At 66.3% G+C, this 23810-nt stretch carries 18 protein-coding genes and 2 pseudogenes; 11 read left to right on the plus strand and 9 right to left on the minus strand.

The genetic code is table 11. The annotated features are described in order from the left end of the window. Nucleotides 1-8: 8 nt before the first annotated feature. From ACZ5PO_RS25875 to ACZ5PO_RS25915, 9 genes and pseudogenes are all read left to right on the plus strand, one after another. Entirely contained in the window at nt 9-1481 is a 1473-nt protein-coding gene (locus ACZ5PO_RS25875; protein WP_464184911.1) for an NADH-quinone oxidoreductase subunit M, read from the plus strand. Further along, nucleotides 1478-2917, plus strand: coding sequence for an NADH-quinone oxidoreductase subunit N (locus ACZ5PO_RS25880; protein ID WP_464184912.1), 1440 nt, complete (start codon nt 1478-1480; stop codon nt 2915-2917). Before ACZ5PO_RS25875 ends, ACZ5PO_RS25880 begins: the two co-directional genes overlap by 4 nt. A gap of 155 nt (nt 2918-3072) precedes the next feature. Next, nucleotides 3073-3438: an NADH-quinone oxidoreductase subunit A gene (locus tag ACZ5PO_RS25885; RefSeq protein ID WP_464184913.1), complete on the plus strand. Its 366-nt coding sequence runs from the start codon at nt 3073-3075 to the stop codon at nt 3436-3438. Further along, the gene (nuoB, locus tag ACZ5PO_RS25890; protein WP_464184915.1) at nt 3426-3929 is read left to right on the plus strand and encodes an NADH-quinone oxidoreductase subunit NuoB; all 504 of its coding nucleotides are present in this window, start codon (nt 3426-3428) and stop codon (nt 3927-3929) included. Before ACZ5PO_RS25885 ends, nuoB begins: the two co-directional genes overlap by 13 nt. Continuing rightward, nucleotides 3926-4489 carry an NADH-quinone oxidoreductase subunit C gene (locus tag ACZ5PO_RS25895; RefSeq protein ID WP_464184916.1) on the plus strand — a complete coding sequence of 188 codons (564 nt, stop codon included), beginning with the start codon at nt 3926-3928 and terminating at the stop codon, nt 4487-4489. Before nuoB ends, ACZ5PO_RS25895 begins: the two co-directional genes overlap by 4 nt. 1 nt (nt 4490) lies before the next feature. Next, nucleotides 4491-5705 (plus strand): NADH dehydrogenase (quinone) subunit D, encoded by a 1215-nt coding sequence (nuoD, locus tag ACZ5PO_RS25900; protein ID WP_464184918.1) that lies wholly within the window; start codon nt 4491-4493, stop codon nt 5703-5705. 17 nt (nt 5706-5722) lie between these two features. Continuing rightward, entirely contained in the window at nt 5723-6235 is a 513-nt protein-coding gene (gene nuoE / locus ACZ5PO_RS25905; protein ID WP_464184919.1) for an NADH-quinone oxidoreductase subunit NuoE, read from the plus strand. A gap of 4 nt (nt 6236-6239) precedes the next feature. Then, the gene (gene nuoF, locus ACZ5PO_RS25910) at nt 6240-7505 is read left to right on the plus strand and encodes an NADH-quinone oxidoreductase subunit NuoF (protein ID WP_464184920.1); all 1266 of its coding nucleotides are present in this window, start codon (nt 6240-6242) and stop codon (nt 7503-7505) included. 23 nt (nt 7506-7528) lie between these two features. After that, nucleotides 7529-10116: pseudogene (locus ACZ5PO_RS25915) on the plus strand (molybdopterin-dependent oxidoreductase). On the opposite strand, the gene ACZ5PO_RS25920 reads toward ACZ5PO_RS25915, so the two are convergent. Genes ACZ5PO_RS25920 through nuoH form a run of 3 tightly spaced genes read right to left on the minus strand, consistent with a single transcriptional unit; the run spans nt 10110 to nt 12178 of the window. Then, the gene (locus tag ACZ5PO_RS25920; RefSeq protein WP_464184922.1) at nt 10110-10550 is read right to left on the minus strand and encodes a CBS domain-containing protein; all 441 of its coding nucleotides are present in this window, start codon (nt 10548-10550) and stop codon (nt 10110-10112) included. The pseudogene ACZ5PO_RS25915 and the gene ACZ5PO_RS25920 overlap by 7 nt on opposite strands. Nucleotides 10551-10595: 45 nt before the next feature. After that, nucleotides 10596-11165, minus strand: coding sequence for an NADH-quinone oxidoreductase subunit I (locus ACZ5PO_RS25925; protein WP_464184924.1), 570 nt, complete (start codon nt 11163-11165; stop codon nt 10596-10598). Nucleotides 11166-11191: 26 nt separating this feature from the next. Further along, nucleotides 11192-12178: an NADH-quinone oxidoreductase subunit NuoH gene (gene nuoH / locus ACZ5PO_RS25930; protein ID WP_464197045.1), complete on the minus strand. Its 987-nt coding sequence runs from the start codon at nt 12176-12178 to the stop codon at nt 11192-11194. A 253-nt stretch (nt 12179-12431) separates the two neighbouring features. Here nuoH and ACZ5PO_RS25935 point away from each other — a divergent pair, with 253 nt between their 5' ends. Then, complete coding sequence (locus tag ACZ5PO_RS25935; RefSeq protein WP_464184925.1) at nt 12432-12833, plus strand: YbhB/YbcL family Raf kinase inhibitor-like protein; 402 nt, start codon at nt 12432-12434, stop codon at nt 12831-12833. Between the two features lie 233 nt (nt 12834-13066). On the opposite strand, the gene ACZ5PO_RS25940 is transcribed toward ACZ5PO_RS25935, so the two are convergent. From ACZ5PO_RS25940 to ACZ5PO_RS25955, 4 genes and pseudogenes are all read right to left on the minus strand, one after another. Further along, the gene (locus tag ACZ5PO_RS25940) at nt 13067-13312 is read right to left on the minus strand and encodes a BrnA antitoxin family protein (RefSeq protein WP_464184926.1); all 246 of its coding nucleotides are present in this window, start codon (nt 13310-13312) and stop codon (nt 13067-13069) included. Continuing rightward, nucleotides 13312-17022, minus strand: a complete 3711-nt coding sequence (locus ACZ5PO_RS25945) for a vitamin B12-dependent ribonucleotide reductase (RefSeq protein WP_464184927.1) — start codon at nt 17020-17022, stop codon at nt 13312-13314. The genes ACZ5PO_RS25940 and ACZ5PO_RS25945 overlap by 1 nt, the downstream gene beginning before the upstream one ends. A 622-nt stretch (nt 17023-17644) precedes the next feature. Next, the gene (gene groL / locus ACZ5PO_RS25950) at nt 17645-19282 is read right to left on the minus strand and encodes a chaperonin GroEL (protein WP_464184929.1); all 1638 of its coding nucleotides are present in this window, start codon (nt 19280-19282) and stop codon (nt 17645-17647) included. A gap of 181 nt (nt 19283-19463) precedes the next feature. Beyond that, a pseudogene (locus tag ACZ5PO_RS25955) lies at nt 19464-19699 on the minus strand (co-chaperone GroES); the annotation flags it as partial. A 254-nt stretch (nt 19700-19953) separates the two neighbouring features. Between ACZ5PO_RS25955 and ACZ5PO_RS25960 the strand changes: the two are divergent. Continuing rightward, nucleotides 19954-20214: a DUF1488 family protein gene (locus tag ACZ5PO_RS25960; protein ID WP_464184930.1), complete on the plus strand. Its 261-nt coding sequence runs from the start codon at nt 19954-19956 to the stop codon at nt 20212-20214. 75 nt (nt 20215-20289) lie between these two features. On the opposite strand, the gene ACZ5PO_RS25965 is transcribed toward ACZ5PO_RS25960, so the two are convergent. Both ACZ5PO_RS25965 and ACZ5PO_RS25970 read right to left on the minus strand, forming a co-directional pair. Continuing rightward, the gene (locus ACZ5PO_RS25965) at nt 20290-20955 is read right to left on the minus strand and encodes a DUF2161 domain-containing phosphodiesterase (protein WP_464184931.1); all 666 of its coding nucleotides are present in this window, start codon (nt 20953-20955) and stop codon (nt 20290-20292) included. Between the two features lie 230 nt (nt 20956-21185). Beyond that, nucleotides 21186-23630: a TonB-dependent siderophore receptor gene (locus ACZ5PO_RS25970; RefSeq protein ID WP_464184932.1), complete on the minus strand. Its 2445-nt coding sequence runs from the start codon at nt 23628-23630 to the stop codon at nt 21186-21188. Nucleotides 23631-23810: the final 180 nt, after the last annotated feature.

Consider the following 23810-nt stretch of genomic DNA (forward strand, 5'->3'; position numbering starts at 1 on the left):
GGGCTGCGATGGGCGTCCCGCTGCTCAGCCTGATCATCTTCACCCCCGCTCTCGGGGCGGCGGTTCTGATGCTGCTGCGTAACGACGATGCGGTGCGCTGGACGGCGCTGAGCGTCACCATCCTCGATTTCGTCCTCAGCCTCGCGATGCTGGCCGGCTTCGACACCGCGACGCATCAGATGCAGTTCACCGAGGCGCGTCCATGGGTCCCGGCGCTGGGGATCAGCTATGCGCTCGGCGTCGACGGGATCAGCGCGCTCTTCGTCTTTCTGACAGCGCTGCTGGGCTGGATCTCAGTGCTCGCCTCCTGGGTCGCGATCGAGCGCAAGGTGAAGGAGTTCATGATCAGCCTGCTCGTCATGCAGGCGCTGATGCTGGGGGTGTTCTGCGCGCTCGACCTGTTCCTGTTCTACGTCTTCTGGGAGGCGATGCTGATCCCGATGTATCTGATCATCGGCGTCTGGGGCGGCGACGACCGGGTCTACGCGGCGTTCAAGTTCTTCCTCTACACGCTGGCCGGCAGCCTGCTGTTCCTGGTCGGCGTCATCGTCCTCTATGTCCACGGGCGGACCTTCGACATCCTGGCGCTCACGGCGCAGGACCGTCCGTTCCGGGTCCAGTCCTGGGTGTTCTTCGCGTTCCTGGTCGCCTTCGCGGTCAAGGTGCCGATGGTGCCGGTGCACACCTGGCTGCCGGACGCTCATGTGCAGGCGCCGACAGCGGGCAGCATCATCCTCGCTGCCGTGCTCCTGAAGATGGGCGCCTATGGTTTCCTGCGCTTCTCGCTGCCGATGCTGCCGCAGGCCTCGGTGCATTACGCGCCCTTGATGCTCGCCCTTTCGGCGCTGGCAATCGTCTATGGCGGGCTGCTTGCCCTGGCGCAGGACGACCTCAAGAAGCTGGTGGCCTATTCCAGCATCAGCCATATGGGCTTCGTGACGCTCGGGATTTTCGCGCTGAACACGCGCGGGCTCGAAGGCGGCATCCTGCAGATGTTCAATCACGGCGTCACGACGGGGGCGTTGTTCCTGTTCGTCGGCCTGATCTATGAGCGGACCCATACCCGCAGCATCGCCGCGTATGGCGGGCTGATGAAGGCGGCGCCGGTCTACACGACGTCCCTTGCGCTGTTCACCCTGTCCTCGATGGCGCTGCCCGGAACGAACGCGTTCGTCGGCGAACTGCTGGTGCTCTCGGGCGGCTTTGCCGCCAGTCTGGCCGCCGGCGCGGCCGCCGTCCTCGGGGCGCTCTTGGGCGCGGCCTATCTGCTCGGCATGTATCGAAAGGTCGCGCTCGGGCCCGACCGGGTCAGCGCGCGCCAGAAGATCCACGATCTGAATACGCGCGAGCTGACGGCGATCCTGCCGCTGGCCGTGCTGGTGCTCTGGGTCGGCCTTTATCCAAAGCCCTTTCTCGGCATCATCGACGCCTCGGTGACGCATCTGCTGGCCCAGATGCAAGGCAAGGGAGGCGGACGATGACGGCCACCGCGCTCGCCCAATCGGCCCTTGCGAGCTTGCCCGAGATCATCGTGATCGCCGGCGCCTGCATCCTGCTGATCCTCGGAGAGGTGGTGCGGAGGGGACGGCGGGCCTTCCTGCTCTGGGCGTCCGTCGCGATCGTGCTGATCGCCGCTCTGGCGACGCTCATGCTGGCGGGTGATGCGCGGCCGGCCTATGCCGGCATGTTCGTCGCCGACCGCTTCGCCGTCTTCTTCAAGGCGGTGTTCTATCTGACCACCGTGCTGACATTCCTGCTGTCGCAAAAATACGCCGAGATCGAGGGGATCGAGAGCAGCGAATACTATGTTCTGCTCCTGCTCGCGCTGTCGGGCATGATGATCATGGCTTCGGCGGTCGACCTTCTGTCGATCTATGTCGGCCTCGAGCTGATGGTGCTCTGCACCTATGTGCTGACTGGCTTCCTGCGACGGCAGCGGCGCTCGAACGAAGCGGCGCTGAAATATGTGATCCTCGGCGCGGTCTCGACCGGGATCTTCCTCTACGGCGTCTCGCTGGTCTACGGGCTCACCGGCACGACGCGGCTGGACGGGATGGCCGCGGCGCTGACGGCTGGGCCGCTCGACCCCGGCTTGCTGCTCGCGGTCGTTTTCGTCGTCGCGGGGCTGGTCTTCAAGGTCGGCGCCGTGCCGTTCCATATGTGGGTGCCCGACGTCTATGAGGGCGCACCGACGACGGTCACCGCGTTCATGTCGGTGGGGCCCAAGGCGGCCGGTTTCGCGGTGATCCTGCGGGTGTTCCTCAACCCGCTGGTCGCGGCCTCCGACGTCTGGATCATCGTTGCGGCGATTGCGGTGGCGACGATGGCGCTCGGCAGCTTCGTCGCCCTGGTGCAGGACAATTTCAAGCGCCTCCTGGCCTATTCCAGCATCGCGCACGCCGGTTTCGCCCTGTTCGGCGTCGCGGCCGGCGGCGTCGATGGCAGCGCCAGCGTGATGCTCTATCTGCTGATCTACGCCTTCATGAACCTTGGCATCTTCGCCGGCGTCATCGTCATGCGCAGCGGCGCCGCCTCCGGCGAGATGATCGAGGCGTATGCCGGGCTCGCCAGGACGCATCGTGGGCTGGCGCTTCTGATGCTGCTCTTCCTGTTCTCGCTGGCCGGGATTCCGCCGACGGCCGGGTTCTTCGCCAAGTTCTACGTGCTGCTCGCGCTGGTGGAGCGTGGCTTCGTGGCGCTGGCGGTGATTGCGGTGCTGCTCAGCGCCGTCGCCGCCTATTTCTACATCCGCATCGTCATGCTGCTCTACATGCGCGAGCCGAAGGGCAGCGTCGCCCCGGCGCTGACGCCCGCGGCCCGGGCCACGCTCGCCGTCACTGCCGCAGGTACCATCGGCATCGGCTTGTTTCCGGCGTGGTTTCTGAGCCTTGCGCAGCAGTCCGTGTGGGGCGGCTGACCGATTAGGTTTGCAACGACCCGGGCGGGGGAATATCCTGAGGCAGGCGAGAAAGGACGATCCAAGTCGCTTTTCGAGGGCCTGTACCGTCGGCCCCGGACGGGGGCCGGCACAGTCTGAGCAAAGCCCTCGGCGGGTGACCGGGGCAACGCGACATGACCGCCACGGAATTCCTGCCGGTTCTTGTGATGGCTGCCGGAATTAGTCTGGTGGCGGCCGCGACGCTCTATGTGTCCTCGCTGCTGCGCCCGAGCAATCCCTATCCGGTGAAGAACATGCCCTATGAATGCGGCGTGGACCCGGCAGGCGAAGCCGCGGGCGGCCGCTTCAGGGTGCAGTTCTTCGTCCTCGCGATCCTGCTGGTCGTCTTCGATGTCGAGACGATGTTCCTGTTTCCCTGGGCCGTCGTCCTGAAGGAGATCGGGCTCGTCGGTTATGTCGAGATGCTCGTCTTCATGCTGCTGCTTCTGGTGGGCTTTGCCTATGCCTGGCTGAAAGGAGCGCTGGAATGGGAAGCCTAGGCCACACGATCAGCGACAGCGTGCTGTTCACCACGGCCGACAGCGTGATCGGCTGGAGCCGGCAGTCGGCGCTGTGGCCCGAGACGTTTGGCATCGCCTGCTGCGCCATCGAGATGATCTCGGCGGGCTGCGCCCGCTACGATCTCGACCGCTTCGGCGTCGTCTTCCGGCCCTCGCCGCGCCAGTCCGACGTGATGATCATCGCCGGCACGGTGACGCGGAAATTCGCGCCCGTCGTGCGCCGACTTTACGACCAGATGCCGGAGCCGCGCTGGGTGATCGCGATGGGCACCTGCGCGATCTCGGGCGGCGTCTACAACACCTATGCCGTGGTGCAGGGCGCGGAGACCTTCGTGCCGGTGGACGTGCATGTGCCCGGCTGCCCGCCGCGGCCGGAAGCGCTGATGCACGGCTTCCTGCTGCTTCAGGAGAAGATCAAGAAATCCTGCGCGCTGGCCGGGACGCGGCTGGAACGGGTGCTGGCGCCATGAGCCCGCAGACGCCCTTCAACAGCGCCCTGATCATGGAGCGTTTCGGGGGCGCGGTCGAGGATCGCGGCTTCGCGCACGGCGTTCACGCTTTCGCCGCTCCGCCCGAACTGATCGTCGCGCTCTGCCGGTTCCTGAAGGACGATCCGAGGCTGCGCTTCAACTTCCTGTCCGACATCTGCGGGGTCGATCACTATCCCGAGCTGCCGCGCTATGAGGCGGTGTACCATCTCTATTCGCTGCCGAACAAATGGCGGGTCCGGATCAAGTGTCGCCTCGGCGAGCCGCCTGTCGTGCCCTCGGTGACGGGCGTCTGGCGCACCGCCAACTGGCATGAGCGCGAGGCCTGGGACATGTACGGCATCCGCTTCGAAGGCCACCCCGATCTGCGCCGGATCTATATGTGGGAGGGGTTCGAGGGTTTTCCTCAGCGCAAGGATTTTCCGCTCCGAGGCTACAAGGATGCGCTGAACCCGTTCGGGGCCGAGGGCCCGCCGCCGACGCAGCCCGATCTCGCCACGAGGGACATTCCAGAAGGAGGCCGCTCCACGCCGAGGAGTTGAGATGACGGAGGTCACGGAACTCAGCAGGCCGGAAGGCGGAGCCCTCGACACCAGGGAGGTGCTTCTCAACCTCGGCCCGCAGCATCCGAGCACCCATGGCGTGCTGCGGCTCGTCCTGGAGCTGGAGGGCGAATATGTCGCTCGCGTCGATCCGCATATCGGCTATCTCCACCGCGGTACCGAGAAGCTCGCCGAGAGCTTCACCTATACCCAGATCTTTCCGCTGACCGACCGGCTCGACTATCTCTGCCCGCCTTCGAACAACCTGGCCTTTGCGCTGGCAGTCGAAAAACTGCTCGGCATCGAGGCGCCGATCCGGGCGCAATACATCCGGGTGCTGATGGCCGAGCTGGCGCGGATCTCCGGCCACCTCCTGATCACCGGCGCGCTGCCGATGGATCTCGGCGCCATGACCGCGCTGCTCTACGCCATGCGCGAGCGTGAAATGATCATGGATCTCCTGGAGATGATCAGCGGGGCGCGGATGCACACCTCCTTCTGCCGGGTCGGCGGGGTGCGGGAGGATTTGCCCGACGGCTTCTTCCCCAAGATCAGGGAGTTCTGTGAGATTTTTCCGAACCGCATCCGCGATTACGACCGGCTGCTGGAGGACAACCGGGTGTTCCTGAAGCGCACCCAGGGGATCGGCGTGATCTCCGCCGAGGACGGCATCGACCTTGGCCTGAGCGGCCCGAACCTGCGGGCATCCGGCGTCGACTGGGACCTGCGCCGTGACGAGCCCTATGAGATCTACGACCGGCTGAGGTTCAACGTCATCACCCGCGAGGAGGGCGACTGCTATGCCCGCTGGCGCTGCCGGGTCGACGAGATGCGCGAGAGCGTGCGGATCATCGAGCAGTGCGTCGAGCAGATGCCGGAGGGGCCGTTCCAGATCGACATGCCGACCATCGCTTTTCCGGTCAACAAGGACAGGGTGCATTGCTCGATGGAGGCGCTGATCCAGCATTTCGACCTCTCGGCCTACGGCTTCAAGGTGCCGAAGGGTGAGGTCTATTCCGCGATTGAGGCGCCGAAGGGCGAACTGGGCTTCTACATCGTCAGCGACGGCTCGCCCAAACCCTTTCGCATGAAGGTGCGGGCGCCGTCCTTCGTGAATCTCCAGGCTTTGTTCGGGGTCAGCAATGCGCGCTACCTGGCCGACATGATCGCGGTGCTGGGCAGCCTCGATCCCGTGATGGCGGAGGTGGACAAGTAGCGAGGGTTTTTGACGCGATGAGCATGCGCGAACAGATCCTGGCGGCGGCGGCGCGGTATCCCGACCAGCGCTCGGCGATCATGCCCGCCCTGCTGATCGCGCAGAAGGAGCATGGCTATCTGCCTGGCCCGGTGCAGGAAGAGGTCGCCGAGATCCTCGGCGTCGAGCGCATCTGGGTCTATGAGCTCGCGACCTTCTACACCCTGTTCCATACCGAGCCGGTGGGGCGGTTCCACCTGCAGCTCTGCGACAACGTTTCCTGCATGCTGCGCGGTGCCGAGGATTTGCTGCGGCATCTCGAGACCGTGCTGGGGATCGGCAAGGGCGGCACCACCTCGGACGGGCTGTTCACGCTGTCGACGGTCGAATGCCTCGGTGCCTGCGAGATGGCCCCGGTGATGCAGGTCGGCGACGATTACCATGGCGATCTCGACATTGCGCGGCTCGACGCGCTCCTCGACAGGCTGAGCAAGGCGGCGGGGCAAGCGACAGGCGCCGAGCCGGCCGCCGTCGGAGCGCCGGGAGAGTAGCGCCATGTTCGAGCCGGTGCTTCTCAGAAACGTGGACCTGCCCGACGGACACCGGCTCTCGGCTTACGAGGCTGGCGGCGGCTACCGGGCGCTGGCCAAGGCGCTGTGCGAGCACACCCCGGACGCGCTCATCGACCTCGTCAAGCAATCCAACCTGCGCGGCCGCGGCGGCGCCGGCTTCCCGACCGGGCTGAAATGGAGCTTCGTGCCGAAGCGGACCAACAAGCCCAAATATCTCTGCTGCAACGCCGATGAAGGCGAGCCGGGCACCTTCAAGGACCGGATCATCATGGAGCGCGATCCGCACCAGCTGATCGAGGGGCTGGCGATCAGCGCCTACGCGATCGGGGCCGAGACCGCCTATGTCTATATCCGCGGCGAATATGTGCTGGCGATCCGGCGGCTGGAGCAGGCGATCGCGGAGGCTGAGGCGAAGGGCTATCTGGGACAGCGGATTCTCGGCTCGGATTTCAATTTCGCCGTCCACATCCATTGCGGCGCCGGCGCCTATATCTGTGGCGAGGAGACGGCGATGCTCGACTCGCTGGAGGGCAAGCGGGCGCAGCCGCGGTTGAAGCCGCCGTTCCCTGCCGTCGAAGGGCTCTATGCCAGCCCGACCGTGATCAACAATGTCGAGACCCTGGCCTGTGTCCCGCACATCGTCATGCGGGGCGCGCCCTGGTTCCGCGGCATCGGTCCGGACAAGAGCCCCGGCCCGAAGCTTTATTGCCTGAGCGGGCATGTGCGCCAGCCAGGCCTCTACGAGCTGCCGATGGGCATCTCGCTGCGCGAATTGGTCGAGGAGCATGCCGGTGGGCCGCTGCCGGGACGCAGGATCAAGGCGGTGATCCCCGGCGGGGTCTCGGCGCCGCTGATCCCCGAGCGCGGGCTGGATGTCGCGATGGATTTCGACTCGCTGTCCGCCGTCGGCTCGATGCTCGGCTCGGCCGGGGTGATCGTGATCGACGACTCGACCTGCATGGTCAAGGTCGCCACCCGGATCATCGAGTTCTTCCATCACGAGTCCTGCGGCAAGTGCACGCCCTGCCGCGAAGGGTTGAACTGGGTCGTGAAAGTGCTGCGGCGGATCGAAGGCGGGGAGGGCGCTCCGGGCGACCTCGAGCAGCTGGAGGCGCTCTGCAAGGGCATTTTCGGCAACACGTTTTGCGCGCTCGGCGACGGCGCGGCCATGGGACTGAGGGCGGCTCTGTCGCATTTCAAGGATGAGTTCGCCGACCATATCGAGGAGAGGAGGTGCCCGTTCCACTGAGGCGCAGTGACGGGCAGCGAGCCATGGTTCGTGTCACGATCGATGAGCGGATGCTGGAGGTGGAGCCCGGCTCGACAGTGCTGCAGGCTGCAGAGCGCCTGGGCATCGAGATCCCGACCTTTTGTTACCTCAAGCGGCTGCCGCCGCTGGCCTCCTGCCGCATGTGCCTGGTCGAGATCGAGGGGCAGCGGCGCCTGCAGCCCGCCTGCGCCACCGCCGTCGGCGACGGCATGGTGGTGCACACCAACACGCAGCTGATCGCGGACACGCGGTCCTCCATGCTCGACATGCTGCTCGCCAACCACCCGCTCGACTGCCCGATCTGCGACAAGGGCGGCGAATGCGAGCTTCAGAACCTGGTGATGGCCTACGGGCCTCGCGAGAGCGGCTTCCGGGACGCGAAGCGCGTGTTCCACTCCGAGGACATCCGTCTCAGCCCGGTCATCATCATGAACGTCAACCGCTGCATCCAGTGCCAGCGCTGCGTCAGGATGTGCGAGGAGGTCGTCGGCGCGGTCGCCCTGGGCACCGTCGACAAGGGCATGGACACCGCCGTCACCGGCTTCGAGGGCAGTCTGGCGAGCTGCGACCAATGCGGCAATTGCGTCGAGGTCTGCCCGGTCGGCGCGCTGATGAGCTTTCCCTATCGCTACAAGGCGCGGCCCTGGGATCTGGTCGAGACCGACACGGTCTGCCCGCATTGCGGCACCGGCTGCCAGCTCACCGTCGGCACGCGCAAGAGCGAGTTCATGCGGGTGCGCTCGAAGTGGGAGCACGGGCTCAACCGCGAGACGCTCTGCGTGCGGGGGCGCTTCGGCCTCGACTTCGTGGATAGCAAAGACAGGATCAAGCGGCCGATGATCCGCCGCGACGGCGTTCTGGTCGCAGTGTCCTGGGACGAGGCGGGTGAGCATCTGCGCCGGCGCCTGGCGGCGGTCGCGGGCAAGGCGGCGGGAGGGCTCATCTCGCCGCGCCTGCCGAACGAGGTGCTCTATCAATTCCAAAAATTGATGCGGACCGTGTTCCGCAGCAACAATCTCGACTGCGCCTCGCGTTGGGCCACGCCCTGTGAGGTGCTCGGCCCGCTCGTGTCGGCATTCTACAGCCGCGCGCCGGTGGAGGAACTGATCGGCCGCGACTGCGTGCTGATCATCGGCGGCAATGTCACCGAGGAGAACCCGGTGACCGATTACATGCTGCGCGATGCGGCGCGCCGGCGCCAGGCCGGGCTGCTGATGCTGTCGACGCGCCCGAGCCGCCTCGACGCGGATGCCCGCGTGGTCGCCCGCGTACCACCTGGCGGCGAGGCGTCAGATCTTGCTGCGGTGGTGGCGGCGATGATGGCGGTCCAGAAGGACAATGCGGCCTCCGGAGTGGCCAAGGCGGCCGATGGCGACGGGCCGGAGCGCCTGGCGGCCGCGCTGCTGGCGGGACGGAGCGTCACCGTGCTCGTCAGCGTCGATATCCTGAGATCGCCCGAGGCGGGCTCCACGCTGCGGCAGCTCGGCACGCTGCTGCGGCGGCTCCGTGCCCTCGGCAAGGACCCGGCCATGCAGTTCCTCTTCGACCGCGCCAATCAGCTGGGCGCCTGGGATATGGGCGTGTTGCCGGCGCTGCTGCCGGGGCTTCATCCGCTCGACGACGGCGCGGCGCGCGCGGCGCTCGAACTGGCCTGGGCCGCCGAAATCCCCTCCGAGCCAGGCCTGGATCTGGCGGCCATGCTGGAGCTCTGTCGTGGCGGTCGGATGGGGGCGCTCTATATCGTCGGAAGCGACCCGCTGCTGGCTTATCCCGATCGGGAGTTCGTGAGGCAGGCGCTCAGTGCTGCCGACCTCCTGATCGTGCAGGATGCGTTCCTCACCGAGACCGCAGGTCTCGCCGAGATCGTCCTCCCCGCGGCAGGCTACGGGGAGGAGAACGGCAGCTTCACCAACAATGAGGGCCGAACTCAGAGGGTTCGCACATTCCGCGACGCCCCCGTCGAGGCGCGCGGCAATCTGGCGATCTTCGACTTCGTCGCGGCGCTTCGCAGCGAAGCCTGGACGCCGTCAGCGCAGGGCGACGTCTTCGACGAGATCGCCCGTCTGGTTCCGGCCTATCAAGGCCTGACGCAAGACGCTCTCGGCCTGGACGGCGCTTTCGCCAGGGCGCCGCCGACGCCGCCCGCCGGCGAGACCTTCGCTGCGGAGGTCTTGGCCGCGAAGGTCTTGGCCGCGCCACCGGCCCCGAAGCCGGCCGACCGGCTCATGCTGGTCACGGGCAACGGCCTGTTCCACAACGGCTATCTGTCCGAGCGCTCGGAGATCCTCAACACGGTCGCCGACGACCCCTATGTCGAGATGAGCGAACAGGATGCCGCGCAGCTTGGCCTTGCCGACGGTGATCAGGTGTTGGTGCGCTCCGCTCGCGGCGAGCTGACGGCACAGCTCAAGCTCAACAAGCATTTTTCCCGCGGACTCGTGTTCGTTCCTGAAAACTACAGGGCTCTACATCTCAACAGCCTGATGCGGCGGGGGAATACCCGTGCCCCGTCGAGGTTCAAAAAGGGCCACCGGCGTTCGAAGTCGCTGCCGCCACCGCTGAAGGGAAGTCTCCGGCGGTTTCTCAGTGATACCCGGTCCCGCAGATGTAATCATGCAGCACCTGCTCGGTGTGCAGCGATTCCTCGAGCCGATGCTTGACGACGTCGCCGATGCTGATCACGCCGACTGGGGTGTCGCCATCCATCACCACGATGTGGCGCGTGCGCCGGTTGGTCATGATCGCCATCACCAGGGGCAATCCGTCATCGATCGAGCAGGTCGCCACTTTGCGGTTCATGATCTCGGCAACCAGCATCATCGGCGCTTCGCTTCCGTATTCCGCCACCGCGTTGCAGCAGTCGCGCTCGGACAGCGTGCCGAGATAGTCCCCCGGCGCACGACTGACGAGGACGAAGCCGATGTTATGCTCCTGAAACAGGCGCAGGACATCCACCATCGTGTGATCTGGGGAGATCGAGACGATCTCGAGCGGTTTGCCCGTCAAGATTTCGCCGACAAACATCTGAGCCTCCTCCGTGCATGCTCAGGCCTGGCGCTTGGATGAGCTTTATCTTCGCCGGATGTTGCGCCACCAGTCGTATCCTTGCGGCTCGCTCGTCTCGACCACCACGTCCCGCTCGGTGTTCAGCCGGGCGGCGACGACGCCCCCGCCGGTCGCAGCCTTGCCGGGCTTGGCGAGCAGGTCGTCGCGTCCAACCACCAGGTCGCCCGAGGAAAAGCTCGAGAATTCGTATTCCTGGCCCAGCGCGATCGCGTCAGCCGGGCAGGCGTCCTCGCACAGGCCGCAGAACAGGCAGCGGGCCGTATCGATCTCGAACTTGGCCGGGCGCCTGTTGCCCTTGTCGTCCTCATAGGGGACGACCTCGATGCAGTCGCAGGGGCAGATCCGCGCGCAGAGCTCGCAAGCCACGCATTTGATCTCGCCCGCGTCGTCGCGCTTCAGGAAATGATGCCCGCGATAGCGCGAATAGGGCAGCCATTTTTCCTTGTCGGGATATTCCATGGTCACGGGCCTGGAGACCATGTAGCCGAAGGTCAGCGCGAGGGCGTTCGCGAGATCGGCGAAGAGCGCCCAGCCGATCCATGATCCAAACCTGCGGCCCATAGCGTGCGACATCGCCGCCTCGCTGGGGGAGCTGTCCGTCAAAGGAAAGCGGTCCCAGTGACGATTATGTTCGCCAAGGACAAGGGAAGCAAGACTTTCCACCCGATCGCCATCAGCTGGTCATAGCGGTAGCGCGGGAAGGTGAAGCGGAACCATATGAACAGATAAACAAAGACCGCGACCTTCAGTGCAAACCAGAGCAGCGGCGGCAGTGGGATCAGCACGCCGTTCCAGCCGCCGAAGAACAGGATCACGGAAAGCACCGACACCAGCAGCATGATGGCGTATTCGCCGACCATGAAGAAGGCAAAGCGGATGCCGCTGTACTCGGTGTGGAATCCGGCTCCCAGATCGCCTTCGGCCTCCGCCAGATCGAAGGGGATGCGCTGCGCCTCCGCCAGCCCCGCGACGAAGAACACGAAGAAGCCGATCGGCTGGTAGACGATGTTCCAGACGCCCGCCTGCGCCCGCACGATGTCGACGAGGCTCATCGATTGAGCCAGCATGACCACGCCGATGACGGCAAACCCCATCGGGATCTCGTAGCTGATCATCTGCGCGCAGGTTCTCAGGCTGCCCAGCACCGCATATTTGCTGTTCGCGGCCCAGCCGCCGAAAATCACGCCATAGACCTCGATCCCGATCACCGCGAAGACGAAGAGCAGGCCCACGTTCAGGTTCGAGGCGTAGAGCGTGATCTCGGTGCCGCGCACCGAGATGGTTTCTCCGAAGGGGATCGCGGCGAGAACCAGGAAGGGCGGGGCGAGCGCCAGCAGCGGGGCGAGCTTGAACAGGAAGCGGTCGGCCTCGGCCGGGATATGGTCCTCCTTGGTCAGGAGCTTGATCCCGTCCGCCACCGGCTGCAGCAGTCCGTGCCAGCCGACACGCATCGGCCCCATCCGCTGCTGGATATGCCCGGCGATCTTGCGCTCCAGCCAGGTCACGGGCAGCGGCAGCAGCAGCAGGATCGCGATCAGCAACGCGATCTTGAAGACGATCAGGCCAAGGGCGAGCGCGAGTTCCATGATCCGCGCCGATCTCTCCAGCGGGCCGTGGGCCGCGCTCGACGGCGAAGTAGATCTAACAAGAATATCACGCTCTTGCCGCCATTGCCCATGGGCATCTCGCAAGGCGGTTTGAGGAGGCTCTGGCGCTGGATTTGAAGCGGAATGACGATTCGAAGAAGAGCCATCCCGCTCTAGGTTAATCGTGTCGCGGCGGGCGTCCGGGAAAAGGAGGGGCTGTCGGCAGCAGCGTCAGGGAGGTGCCCCATGCAACTTGGTTCAAGCAGCTTCGCCGCCGCTCGACTGGAGCGGCGCTCCGGCAGGAACCCGCAGCTTCGCGCTGCTCTGCGATGATCCCGACGCGCCTGCGGGAACCTGGCATCACTGGGCGATGTATGACATCGCGGCCGATCGCACCGCGCTGGAGGAGGGCGCCGCCAGCCGCTCCGGCACCGGCGGCTTCAAGCAGGCGATCAATGATTTTCGCCGGCCGGGTTACGGCGGGCCCTGTCCGCCGCCTCGCCACGGCCCGCACCGCTATCATTTCCGGCTGCTTGCGCTCTCGGTCGATCATCTGTCCTTCGGACACGCCCCGTCATGCCAGGAGGCCGAGCGGGAGGCGCGTAAGCACCTCCTTGCCGAGGCGGTCCTGGTCGGAGTCTATGAGCGCAGGTGATCGCAGGGGGACGACGCGAGGATGGTCTCCCGCGTTTCCTCCCTTCGGCAAGGCGAGGGCGGCGCGTGCGGTGGCCGCGGCCAGAGCGGCCGCAGGGCCGCGACCCGGGCTTGTTGAATGGTCAGTACGTTCGTCGGCGCGGGGCGTATGCGGCTCAGCAGACCCGATGTCCGGTCAACGGGACCCGGCCTCGCAGTCTGCGTGAGCCTCAGACACGGGTTCGCGCGTCCGGCTTAGCCCTTACCAGCCCGCGCCACCAACTCGCGCAGCGCCTCGTTGATGCGGTCCTGCCACCCTGGGCCGTCGGCCTGGAAGTGCTCCAGCACGGCCCGGTCGATGCGCAGCGACACGGTCTCCCGGCCTTCGGGGACTGCGGGCTTCTCCGCGGCCGGCGGCGCCTTCGGCGCGGCCGGCTTGAACACCGCTTCGGCGGCCGCGAACGGATCGGTCCCGCGGCGCGGGCGCGGTGGGTTCGCCATTACGAGCACCCCGTCGTGGCGCCGCAGGTGTCGCACTTCAGGCAGGTGCCGTTGCGGAGCAGGGTGAAGTTGCCGCATTCGCCGCAGGCGTCGCCCTGGTAGCCTTTCATCAGTGCTTCCTTGCGACGGTTGGCGGCTCCCTCCGCGCCGCGCGCCGCGGCGGGAGCGGAGAAGTGCAGGGCAGGGGAGATGCCGGCGCCATCCTCGTCGTCGTCGACCTCACCCTCTTCGAACTCCGGCTCCTTGAGCGCGGTGGCGCAGTCCACGGCGAGCGCCGTCTCGGCCAGGCCACCGGCGATGGCCAGCAGGTTGGCCGGCTGGCGGCCGCGCACGAAGCCCTTGGACACCAGCGGGCGCGGGGCGGGCGGGGTGCTCGAGCCCGGGGCCTTGCCCTGGTCCTCGCCCTTGCCGATCACGTCGAAGCCGATCTCCGAGGGGTCGACGTGGGCGAGCTCGTAGCGGCTGAGGTAGGAGATCGCCAGCTCGCGGAAGACGTAGTCGAGGATCGAGGTGGCGTTCTTGATCGACTGGTTGCCTTGCACGAAGCCGGCCGGCTCGAAGCGGGTGAAGGTGAAGGCCTCAACGTATTCGTCGAGCGGCACGCCGTACTGGAGGCCGAGCGAGATGGCGATGGCGAAGTTGTTCATCATCGCCCGGAAGGCCGCGCCCTCCTTGTGCATGTCGATGAAGATCTCGCCGAGCCGGCCGTCCTCGTACTCGCCGGTACGCAGATAGACCTTGTGGCCGCCGACGATGGCCTTCTGGGTATAGCCCTTGCGCCGGTCGGGCAGCTTCTCGCGCTCGCGCACGCGCTCGACCCGCTCCACCACCTTCTCGACGATGCGCTCGGCCACCTGGGCCGTGCGCGCCGCGGTCGGCTGGGCGAGCAGCGCCTCGACCACGTCCTCCACCTCGTCGTCATCGTCGGCGATGAGGGCGGCGTTCAGCGGCTGGGAGAGCTTGGAGCCGTCGCGGTAGAGGGCGTTGGCCTTGAGGCCGAGGCGCCAGGACAGCATGTAGGCGCTCTTGCAGTCCTCGACCGTCGCCTCGTTGGGCATGTTGATGGTCTTGGAGATGGCGCCGGAGATGAACGGCTGGGCCGCCGCCATCATCTGGATGTGGCTCTCCACCGAGAGGTAGCGCTTGCCGATGCGCCCGCACGGATTGGCGCAGTCGAACACGGGGTAGTGCTCGCGCTTCAGGTGCGGCGCGCCCTCCAGTGTCATCGCTCCGCAGACGTGGACGTTGGCGGCCTCGATCTCCTGCCGCGAGAAGCCCAGGTGCTGGAGCAGCTCGAAGCCCGGGTCGTCGAGCTTGTCGGCCGGCACCTTGAGGGCGCCGAGGAGCAACTCCTCGCCCAGCGTCCACTTGTTGAACACGAACTTGATGTCGAAGGCGCTGGGCAGCGCCTTCTCCACCGCGGTGATGGCCGCGTCGGTGAAGCCACGGGCGCGCAGGCTGGTGTGGTTGATGCCGGGCGCCTGGCCGAGCGAGCCGTGGCCCAGCGCGTAGACCTCGATCTCGCCGATCTGGGCGTCGCCGTAGCCGAGCCGGCGCAGGGCGTCCGGCACGGCGCGGTTGATGATCTTGAAGTAGCCGCCGCCGGCCAGCTTCTTGAACTTCACCAGGGCGAAGTCGGGCTCGATGCCGGTGGTGTCGCAATCCATGACCAGGCCGATGGTGCCGGTCGGCGCGATGACGGTGGCTTGGGCGTTGCGGTAGCCGTGCTGCTGGCCGAGCGCCAGCGCCCCGTCCCAGGCGGCGCGGGCCCGCTCGATCAGGATCGGATCGGGGCAGGCGGCCTCCTCCAGCGGCACCGGCGCGACCGACAGGCCCTCATAACCGGAGCGGGCGCCATAGGCGGCGCGCATGTGGTTGCGGATGACGCGCAGCATGTGCTCGGCGTTGCGGGCGTAGCCCGGGAACGGTCCGAGCTCGGCCGCCATCTCCGCCGAGGTGGCGTAGGCGGTGCCGGTCATGATGGCGGTGAGCGACCCGGCGATGGCGCGGCCTTCCTTGGAATCGTAGGGCAGGCCCATGGTCATCAGCAGGCCGCCGACGTTGGCGTAGCCGAGGCCGAGCGTGCGGAACTCGTAGGAGAGGCGGGCGATCTCGCGGGACGGGAACTGCGCCATGGTGACGGAGATCTCGAGCACGATCGTCCACAGCCGGCAGGCATGGACGAAGCTGTCCACATCCATGCGCCCGGCGCCGCGGTCGTAGAACTGCAGCAGGTTGGCGGAGGCCAGGTTGCAGGCGGTGTCGTCGAGGAACATGTACTCCGAGCACGGATTGGAGGCGCGGATGCGGCCATCCTCCGGGCAGGTGTGCCAGTCGTTCATCGTCGAGTTGAAATGCAGGCCCGGATCGGCGGAGGCCCAGGCCGCATGGCCGATCTTCTCCCACAGCTCGCGGGCGGGCAGCTGCTTCTTGATCCGGCCGTCGCGGTAGACCAGGCTCCACGGCCCGTCGACCTCGACCGCGCGCAGGAAGTCGTCCGTCAGCGACACGGAATTGTTGGAGTTCTGGCCGGAGACCGTGAGGTAGGCCTCCGAATCCCAGTCGGTGTCGTAGGCGTCGAAGTCGATGTCGCGGATGCCTTGCCGCGCGTACTGGATCACACGCTTGATGTAGTTGTCCGGCACGAAGGCGCGCCGCGCCAGGCGGATCTCGCGCTTGAGCACCGGGTTGCGCTCCGGATCGAAGCAGCCGTCGCCTTCCGCCTCGCAGTTGACGCAGGCCTTCATCAGTCCCTTGAGGTGCTTGCGCACCGTCTTGGAGCCGGTGACGAGCGCCGCGACCTTCTGCTCCTCCTTCACCTTCCAGTCGATGTAGGTCTCGATATCCGGATGGTCGGCGTCGACGACCACCATCTTGGCCGCCCGGCGCGTCGTGCCGCCGGACTTGATGGCGCCGGCGGCGCGGTCGCCGATCTTGAGGAACGACATCAGGCCGGACGAGCGGCCGCCGCCCGACAGCTTCTCGCCGTCGCCGCGCAGGGCCGAAAAGTTGGAGCCGGTGCCGGAGCCGTACTTGAACAGGCGCGCCTCGCGCACCCACAGGTCCATGATGCCGCCTTCGTTGACCAGATCGTCGGCGACGGACTGGATGAAGCAGGCGTGCGGCTGCGGGTGCTCGTAGGCGGAAGCGGAGGCCACGAGCTCGCCTGACTCGAAGTCCACGTAGAAGTGGCCCTGGCCGGGGCCGTCGATGCCGTAGGCCCAGTTGAGGCCGGTGTTGAACCATTGCGGCGAGTTCGGCGCCACCATCTGGCGGGCCAGCATGTAGCGCAACTCGTCAAAGAAGGCGTTGGCGTCCTCCTCGGCGGTGAAATAGCCGCCCTTCCAGCCCCAATAGGTCCAGCAGCCGGCCAGCCGATCGAACACCTCCTTGGCCGACATCTCGGAGCGGGTGCGCTCGGCCTCGGGCAGCGCCGCCAGCGCCGCTTCGTCCGGCACCGAGCGCCACAGCCAGGAGGGGATGCCGTTCTCCTCGACGCGCTTCAGCCGCGCCGGGACGCCGGCCTTGCGGAAGTACTTCTGGGCCAGCACGTCGGCGGCGACCTGGCTCCAGCCTGACGGCACCTCGATGCCATCGAGCTTGAACACCACCGAGCCGTCGGGGTTGCGGATCTCGCTCGTCAGGCTCTGGAAGGCGATCGCCTCATAGGCCGACTTGCCCGCAACGGTGTATCGCCGCTCGATCCGCATCCACTCTCTCCGTCCGCGCGCCCCAGCGCCTCTTGATCATCGTCTTGTCAACGCGACGCGCGACCTCGCGTTCGGCCCCCGAGGGAGGGACGTTGCGAGGGAACTGACGCCTGCTTGGCTGATAGCGCCCCGGGCCGGATGGCCAACTGCGCTATGACCGGGAAGCTAGCCTGAGTCTGGCGCCGCCGCAACGCTCCACCGCCCTTAACACACAACATGTAGTTATGCAGGCCGGTCATTACCACGAGGTTAAGTGCTGGGCGCAAGCGGGACTCACCCGTGCCCGGCGCGATGTTGAACCTCCCGGGCGGCGCTGAAAAGGGCAAAACGCGGGCGTCGGCCGATCTTGTGAACAGCGGGGACGACGGCTGGCGGACGCCCCGTTCCGGGCGTTCGCGCCGGTCTCGTCGGAGGGGCCGGAAGCCGTCGCGCCGACGGTGGGGCGTCGCCGCGGAGGACGGCGGCCTGAAGCGTGGCCGCCCCCGCCCTTGCCGATACGGCGGCCGTCCGGGCAGCGGCACGAGGTCGCCTTTGATGCCTCCGGCACCCGTCGGCCACGGCTACGTTCGTTTGGCCGTCTGCAATCTTTCCTCGTGTGGATGAGGCCCGGACGATCGCCGCGTCAAAAATCCATTCCACCCATTCCCCCACCGCCCGGCGGCGGGGTGGAGGCACTCTTGCTGGGCACCTCGGCGATCATGGCCTCGGTGGTGACGAGCAGGCCGGCGACCGATGCGGCGTCCTGCAACGCGATGCGGACGACCTTGGCGGGGTCGACGATGCCGGCGCTCAGCATGTCCACATATTCCTCGGTCTGGGCATCGAAGCCATATGTCGGCGATGCGTTCGCCAGCACCTCGCCGACGACGATCGATCCTTCCACGCCCGAGTTCTCGGCAATCTGCCGGATCGGCGCTTCGAGCGCCCGCAGCACGATGTTGATGCCGGCCTGGACGTCGGCGTTGTCGTTCGTGAGCGCGCCGATGGCGGCCTTGGCGCGCAGCAGCGCCACGCCGCCGCCGGGCACGATGCCTTCCTCGACGGCAGCCTTGGTGGCGTGCATCGCGTCGTCCACGCGGTCCTTCTTCTCCTTGACTTCGGTCTCGGTGGCGCCGCCGACACGGATGACCGCCACGCCACCGGCGAGCTTCGCCAGCCGCTCCTGCAGCTTCTCGCGATCGTAGTCGGATCTGCTCTCCTCGATCTCCGCCTTGATCTGAGCGATGCGGGCCTGAATGTCGGCCTTGGCGCCGGCGCCGTCGATGATCGTGGTGGTCTCCTTGTCGATCCGCACCAGCTTGGCGCGGCCGAGCATGGCGAGCGTGACATTCTCGAGCTTGATGCCCAGGTCCTCCGAAATCGCCTCGCCCGCCGTCAGCACCGCGACGTCGGCAAGCATGGCCTTGCGCCGATCGCCGAAACCGGGTGCCTTGACGGCAGCGACCTTGAGGCCGCCGCGCAGCTTGTTGACCACGAGCGTCGCCAGCGCTTCGCCTTCGATGTCTTCGGCAATGATCAGGAGCGGCTTCCCGGTCTGCGCCACCGCTTCGAGGATGGGAAGCAGCGCCTGCATCGACGACAGCTTCTTCTCGTGGGTCAGGATGTAGGGATCCTCGAGCTCCGCGATCATCTTTTCCGCGTTGGTGACGAAGTAGGGCGAGAGATAGCCGCGGTCGAACTGCATGCCCTCGACGACATCGAGCTCGGTGTCGGCGGTCTTGGCTTCCTCGACGGTGATGACGCCTTCGGTGCCGACCTTGTCCATCGCCTCGGCGATCATCTCGCCGATGGCGAGATCGCCGTTGGCGGCAACCGTCCCGATCTGGGCGATCTCGGCCGATGACTGGACCTTCCTGGCGCGGCTCTCGACGTCCTTGACCACCGCCTTGACGGCGATGTCGATGCCGCGCTTGAGATCCATCGGGTTCATGCCGGCGGCGACGAGCTTGATGCCTTCCCTCATGATCGCCGCGGCCAGGACCGTTGCCGTGGTGGTACCGTCGCCGGCGAGGTCGTTGGTCTTCGAGGTGATTTCGCGCACCATCTGTGCGCCCATATTCTCGAACTTGTCCTCGAGCTCGATTTCCTTGGCGACCGTGACGCCGTCCTTGGTGATGCGCGGAGCGCCGTAAGCCTTGTCGATGATGACGTTGCGGCCCTTGGGGCCCAGCGTCACCTTCACGGCCTTGTTCAGGGTGTCGATGCCGCGCACCAGCCGATCGCGGGCATCCGTTGAGAATCTGACGTCTTTTGCGGACATGACGTAAGCTCCAATGAATCTCGGGAGGGAGGCGAGTGCTTCAGGCGGCCCTGGCGCATTTCGCAACCGGATGAACATCGTCCACCTGAGAAATGCGCCAACCCTTTGAAACTCGGGCGCTTCTCTTGAGATCGAATGAGCCCGCCCCGTCACGAGGGGCTCTGGCGGCGACCGCCGTGCCCGCGATCATGCCCATGATCCGGGTTGCTTCAGGATCAGCAGGTCCTGACCATCCATCCGTCTTTACTTCGGCGCTGCACCATTTGCCGAAGGGGATACGATCGCCGACTTTGACGTCGAGCGCTACGACTTTGTCGGCGTTATCACAAACTCCGCGACGATCTCGCCGTCCTGCGGCTTCTCCTCGATCGAATCGGGACCAATCACACGGCTTTTCGTGATACCGTTGCGGGCCAGGGGAGGGGTCGGCTCGTTCCGGCCAAGTCCACGGCGGATCGAGACAGTCTCGGCCCGATCTTCTACATGGCATTTGCTGGCACTCGGTGCAAGCGAGTGCTAAAATGCGGGTGTGAGGAAAGCATAAGGCGAGGGAGATATTTCGCAGGTGCGAACGGCCACCGGCATGTCGCGCCGAAGCCCATGAGATCGACCACGCCTTATTCTTGAATCATTTCGTTCGAGCATCATCGTCATGTTGCAAGGGGACGGCAATGACACTCCATTTCCCCAATCCATGCCGGAGCTACGACGAGGGCCGAGGCTGCGTCTCCTTCTGGGGTCATGAAGCTTCGTTCGAAGTAGCCTTCCAGGTCGAGACGGATGCCCTGCGCCGTCTCAGCCCCGCGGCCAGCGACGAGGCCTCCCTGCTCAAGGCCTTCGACGGCAACCTCGCGAAGATCCAGCACGTGGCGAGCCGGGTCTACTCGCGTGGGCGTAAGAGCTACGTCCGGCTATCCGCCTCCGATTTCTGATCGGTGGCAGGCGGCCGGCGTCGGAACGCGTTCCGCCCGGCGAAGGCATTCGGCGACCGAAGGCTCCGCTGACGGTCAGGCGGAGGCGCCATCGGCCTGCGGCCATCGCGCCAGCGCGGCGCGGCCGGCGTCGGTCAGATCGTAGACGCCCCGCTCGGCGCGCGCGAACCAACCGTAGACGTTGCGCAGCAGGATCTTGGAGGCGTCGGGAGACGCGGGCTTCAGGTCCCGGGGCCGTCGTGGGCCGGCGGCCAGCGCCGCCGCACAGGCCAGCGCCTGCTGGCGGTAGGCGGTCATGATCGGCGAGCGCGTCGCACCGCCGGCGACCGGGTCGCCGCGGCGGCGGCGATGTTCGTCCACGAGCCGCGAGCGCCGGCGCGGGTTCTTGCGCGGCGCCGGCGCCGACGGGCCGACGAGAATGTCGACGCGGCCGGCGTCGGAGACGCCGAGCAGGCCGAAGCCCAGGCGCCGGCACAGGTTGCGGAAGCGAGGATCGCCCTCGCGGCCCTTCCCGCGCGCCGACAGCCGCGCCGCAAGCCAGATCTCGTCGCCGACGGCCATGCGGTCGACACCCTGCAGGACGAGCTCCAGATTGAAGCTGAGCTTCAGCTCGCCGATGACGACGAGCGGCGGCTCGTCGCCCTTCAGCGCGACGATGTCGCAGCCCCCGATCTCGCCCTTGACCGCATAGCCCAGGCCTTCGAGGAACCGCTTCACCGGCAGATACAGGGCTGTTTCCAAGACGTGCCTCGCGACGACATTGCGCTTGCGCCGGCCAGGCCCGCGATCGGGCTCAGCCGCGCGCCATGCTGCCGCACGCGGGCTAAGAATTTCCTCACGCGAATGTCCTCATGCCCCGGCGCCGTTGCGGGCATGAGAATGCGTATCGAGCTTCGCGCCGACGGCGCTGCCGGGCCGGAGGAGCGAGTATGCCCCGCCGGCCGCTCCGCTCGCGCGACCGAAAATGCCGCTCAGAAGGTTCCCGTGAGCACGAATTTGGCGGCACGCGGCGAGCCGGGGGAAATGTTGTTGTTCGAATGCGCCGTCGGATAGTAACCCGCGTTGAACAGGTTCTCGATATTGAGCTGGGCGCGGATGTTGTCGTTGAACTTGAAGAACACCGCTGCGTCGACGCGTGTGAACCCGGGCAAGGTGACGGTGTCATCGATCGCGGCGTAGATCTTGGTCTGGTGGATCAAGCCGAGCCCCGCGCCCCACATCTCGTTGAACTGGTATTTGTTCCACAGCGAGAAGGTATTGCGCGGCACCAGCGGCACGATCGCACCGGCCTGCGCAGCCGTTGTCGTGCTGGTGATGCGCGCGTCCTGATACGCATAGGCACCGGCCACCTGCCAGGCATCCGTGATGTAGCCGTTCAGCCCGATCTCGACGCCATTGGTCCGCTGGCTGCCAGTGAGCACGACGACCGCCGGATTATTGGGATCGGTCGCGGTCGTGTTGGTTCGGTCGAGCTGATAGATCGCAGCCGTGAGCATCAGGTTCGGCAGGATGTTCCACTTGGCGCCGACCTCGTAGTTGGTGAATTTTTCGGGCTTCAGCGCTGCTTGTGTCACGGTCAGCGAGCCGAATTGGTCGCCCGAGCTGGGCAGGTACGACACCGTATAGCTGGCGTAGAGCGACAGGTTATCGAGGGGCTTGACGACGACGCCGACCCTCGGAGACAGCAGGTTGTCCTCGCGTGACAGGTTCTGGCCGTTCCGGTTGTTGTGGAACTCGACGTTATAGCGGTCGAAGCGCACACCGCCGATGATCTGGAAGAAGCGCGAGAAGTAGATCTGGTCCTGGATGTAGCCGGCGGCCACGGTCGTCGTGGTCCGGTTGTTGTTGTCTGTGGCGTTCTGTCGGAAGGTGATCGGAGCCAGGGGGATGGGCGCGAAGGTCGAGACGCTGACCGACGTGCTGCGGTCGTTGAAGAAGCCGGTCTCGCGGAAGTTGGTGGTCTTCTGGAGGCCGAACTCGGCGCCGGCCAGCAGCTCGTGCCGGATCGGCCCGGTGTCGAGGGTGTAGGTGATGTCGGTCTGGTTGAACAGGTTGTCGCGGTCGGTGGCGTTGTTGTATGCCGATATGGACACCTGGGTGCCGTTCGGGCTCACCGCGCCGGGAAACACGTTCTGGTAGAACTTCTCGTAGCTGGCGAAGCGCGAGAAGTTACGGATCGTCACTCCGGAATCCGTTTCGTGCTTGACCTCGGCTGTCGCCGCCTGAACGTCGGCTTTCGACTGGCTGGCCCAGGGGTTGCCGAAGAAGGTCGATGGGTTGGTCGGGAACGGCCGTCCGAGATACGACGGAATGCCGCGATCGGCGGTGCGGTCGTCGTGGAAATACTCGTAGCCGAGCTTGACCGTCGTCTTGTCGCCGAGCCGGAAGGCCGCCGTCGGGTTGATGCCGTAGCGGCGCAGGTCGACGAAGTCGCGGAAGCTGCCCGACTCCTCGTACATGCCGTTGAGCCGGACGGCCACATCGCTGGTGAGCGGTTGGCCCATGTCGAACTGCACCCGCTTGTCGCCAAACGATCCGCCTTGCAGCAGGATCTCGTGGATCGGGGTGAACTCCGCCGCCTTCATCACGCGGTTGATGACGCCGCCACCGCCGCCGCGGCCGAAGATCATCGCATTGGGGCCCTTGAGGGCCTCGACGCGATCGACGTTGTAGAGATCGCGATAGTACTGGACGTCGTCGCGCATGCCGTCCACGTAGAAGTCGGCGGTGGTCGCCTGGCCGCGGATGACGAGCTGATCGCGGTTGCCCTCGCCCTGCGCGATGTTGACGCCGGGCGTATAGCGCACGGTATCGGCGATGCTTTGCATCGCCTGATCGCGAATGAGCTCCTTGGTCACGACGGAAATCGATTGCGGGATGTCGATCAGCGGGGTGTTGGTTTTCGTCGCCGTCGAGGTGCGGGTCGCCAGATAGCCGACGACCCCGCCCGATCCCCCATTGCCCTGGATTTCGATCGTATCCAAGGCGACCACGCCTGATGATTCGTCGGCGGCGCCGACGCTGCCGGTTGTCAGGGGCGCGCCGCTGTTGGCCGCGCTGGCGGGCTTGATCGTTACGGTGCGCGCGTTGGTGAAGCGATAGGTCACGCCCGTGCCGGCGAGCGCCGACGCCAGCGCCTGGTGGGCCGTGAACGCGCCGACGACGGAACGCGCCGTGACCGAGAGAGCGGTCTGCTCCGTCAGAACGATCGACAGGCCGGTAACGCGCCCGATCTCGTTCAGCGCCTGCGGCACGGGCTTTGCCGATATGTTGAACGTATAGACCCGTTCGGCGGCGTGGGCTCCGGTCGACTGCGGCTGTGCTGCGGCTGTGGAAAGCGCGGCGCCGTGGACGGCGACCAAGCACGTCGTCGCCAGCAGAACAGAGACCAGCGTCCTCGTCCGATTCGATGTCATAGATCGCCCCTTGCCCAGTCCAGCTTGCGCGGCGGCACGCAGCCGCTCGTCGCAAGTCACTCACTGGATTCACGGTTGGGGCCGCCAATGCCTCATCCCCGGCCGGCAACTTTTTTGCGGCAGCGACGATCGGCGACGCTCGGCGGCCGAAGAAACGCTGTCGCGCCAAAGGCATGGCAT

Source organism: Chelatococcus sp. KU-N122 (genome assembly GCF_055391085.1).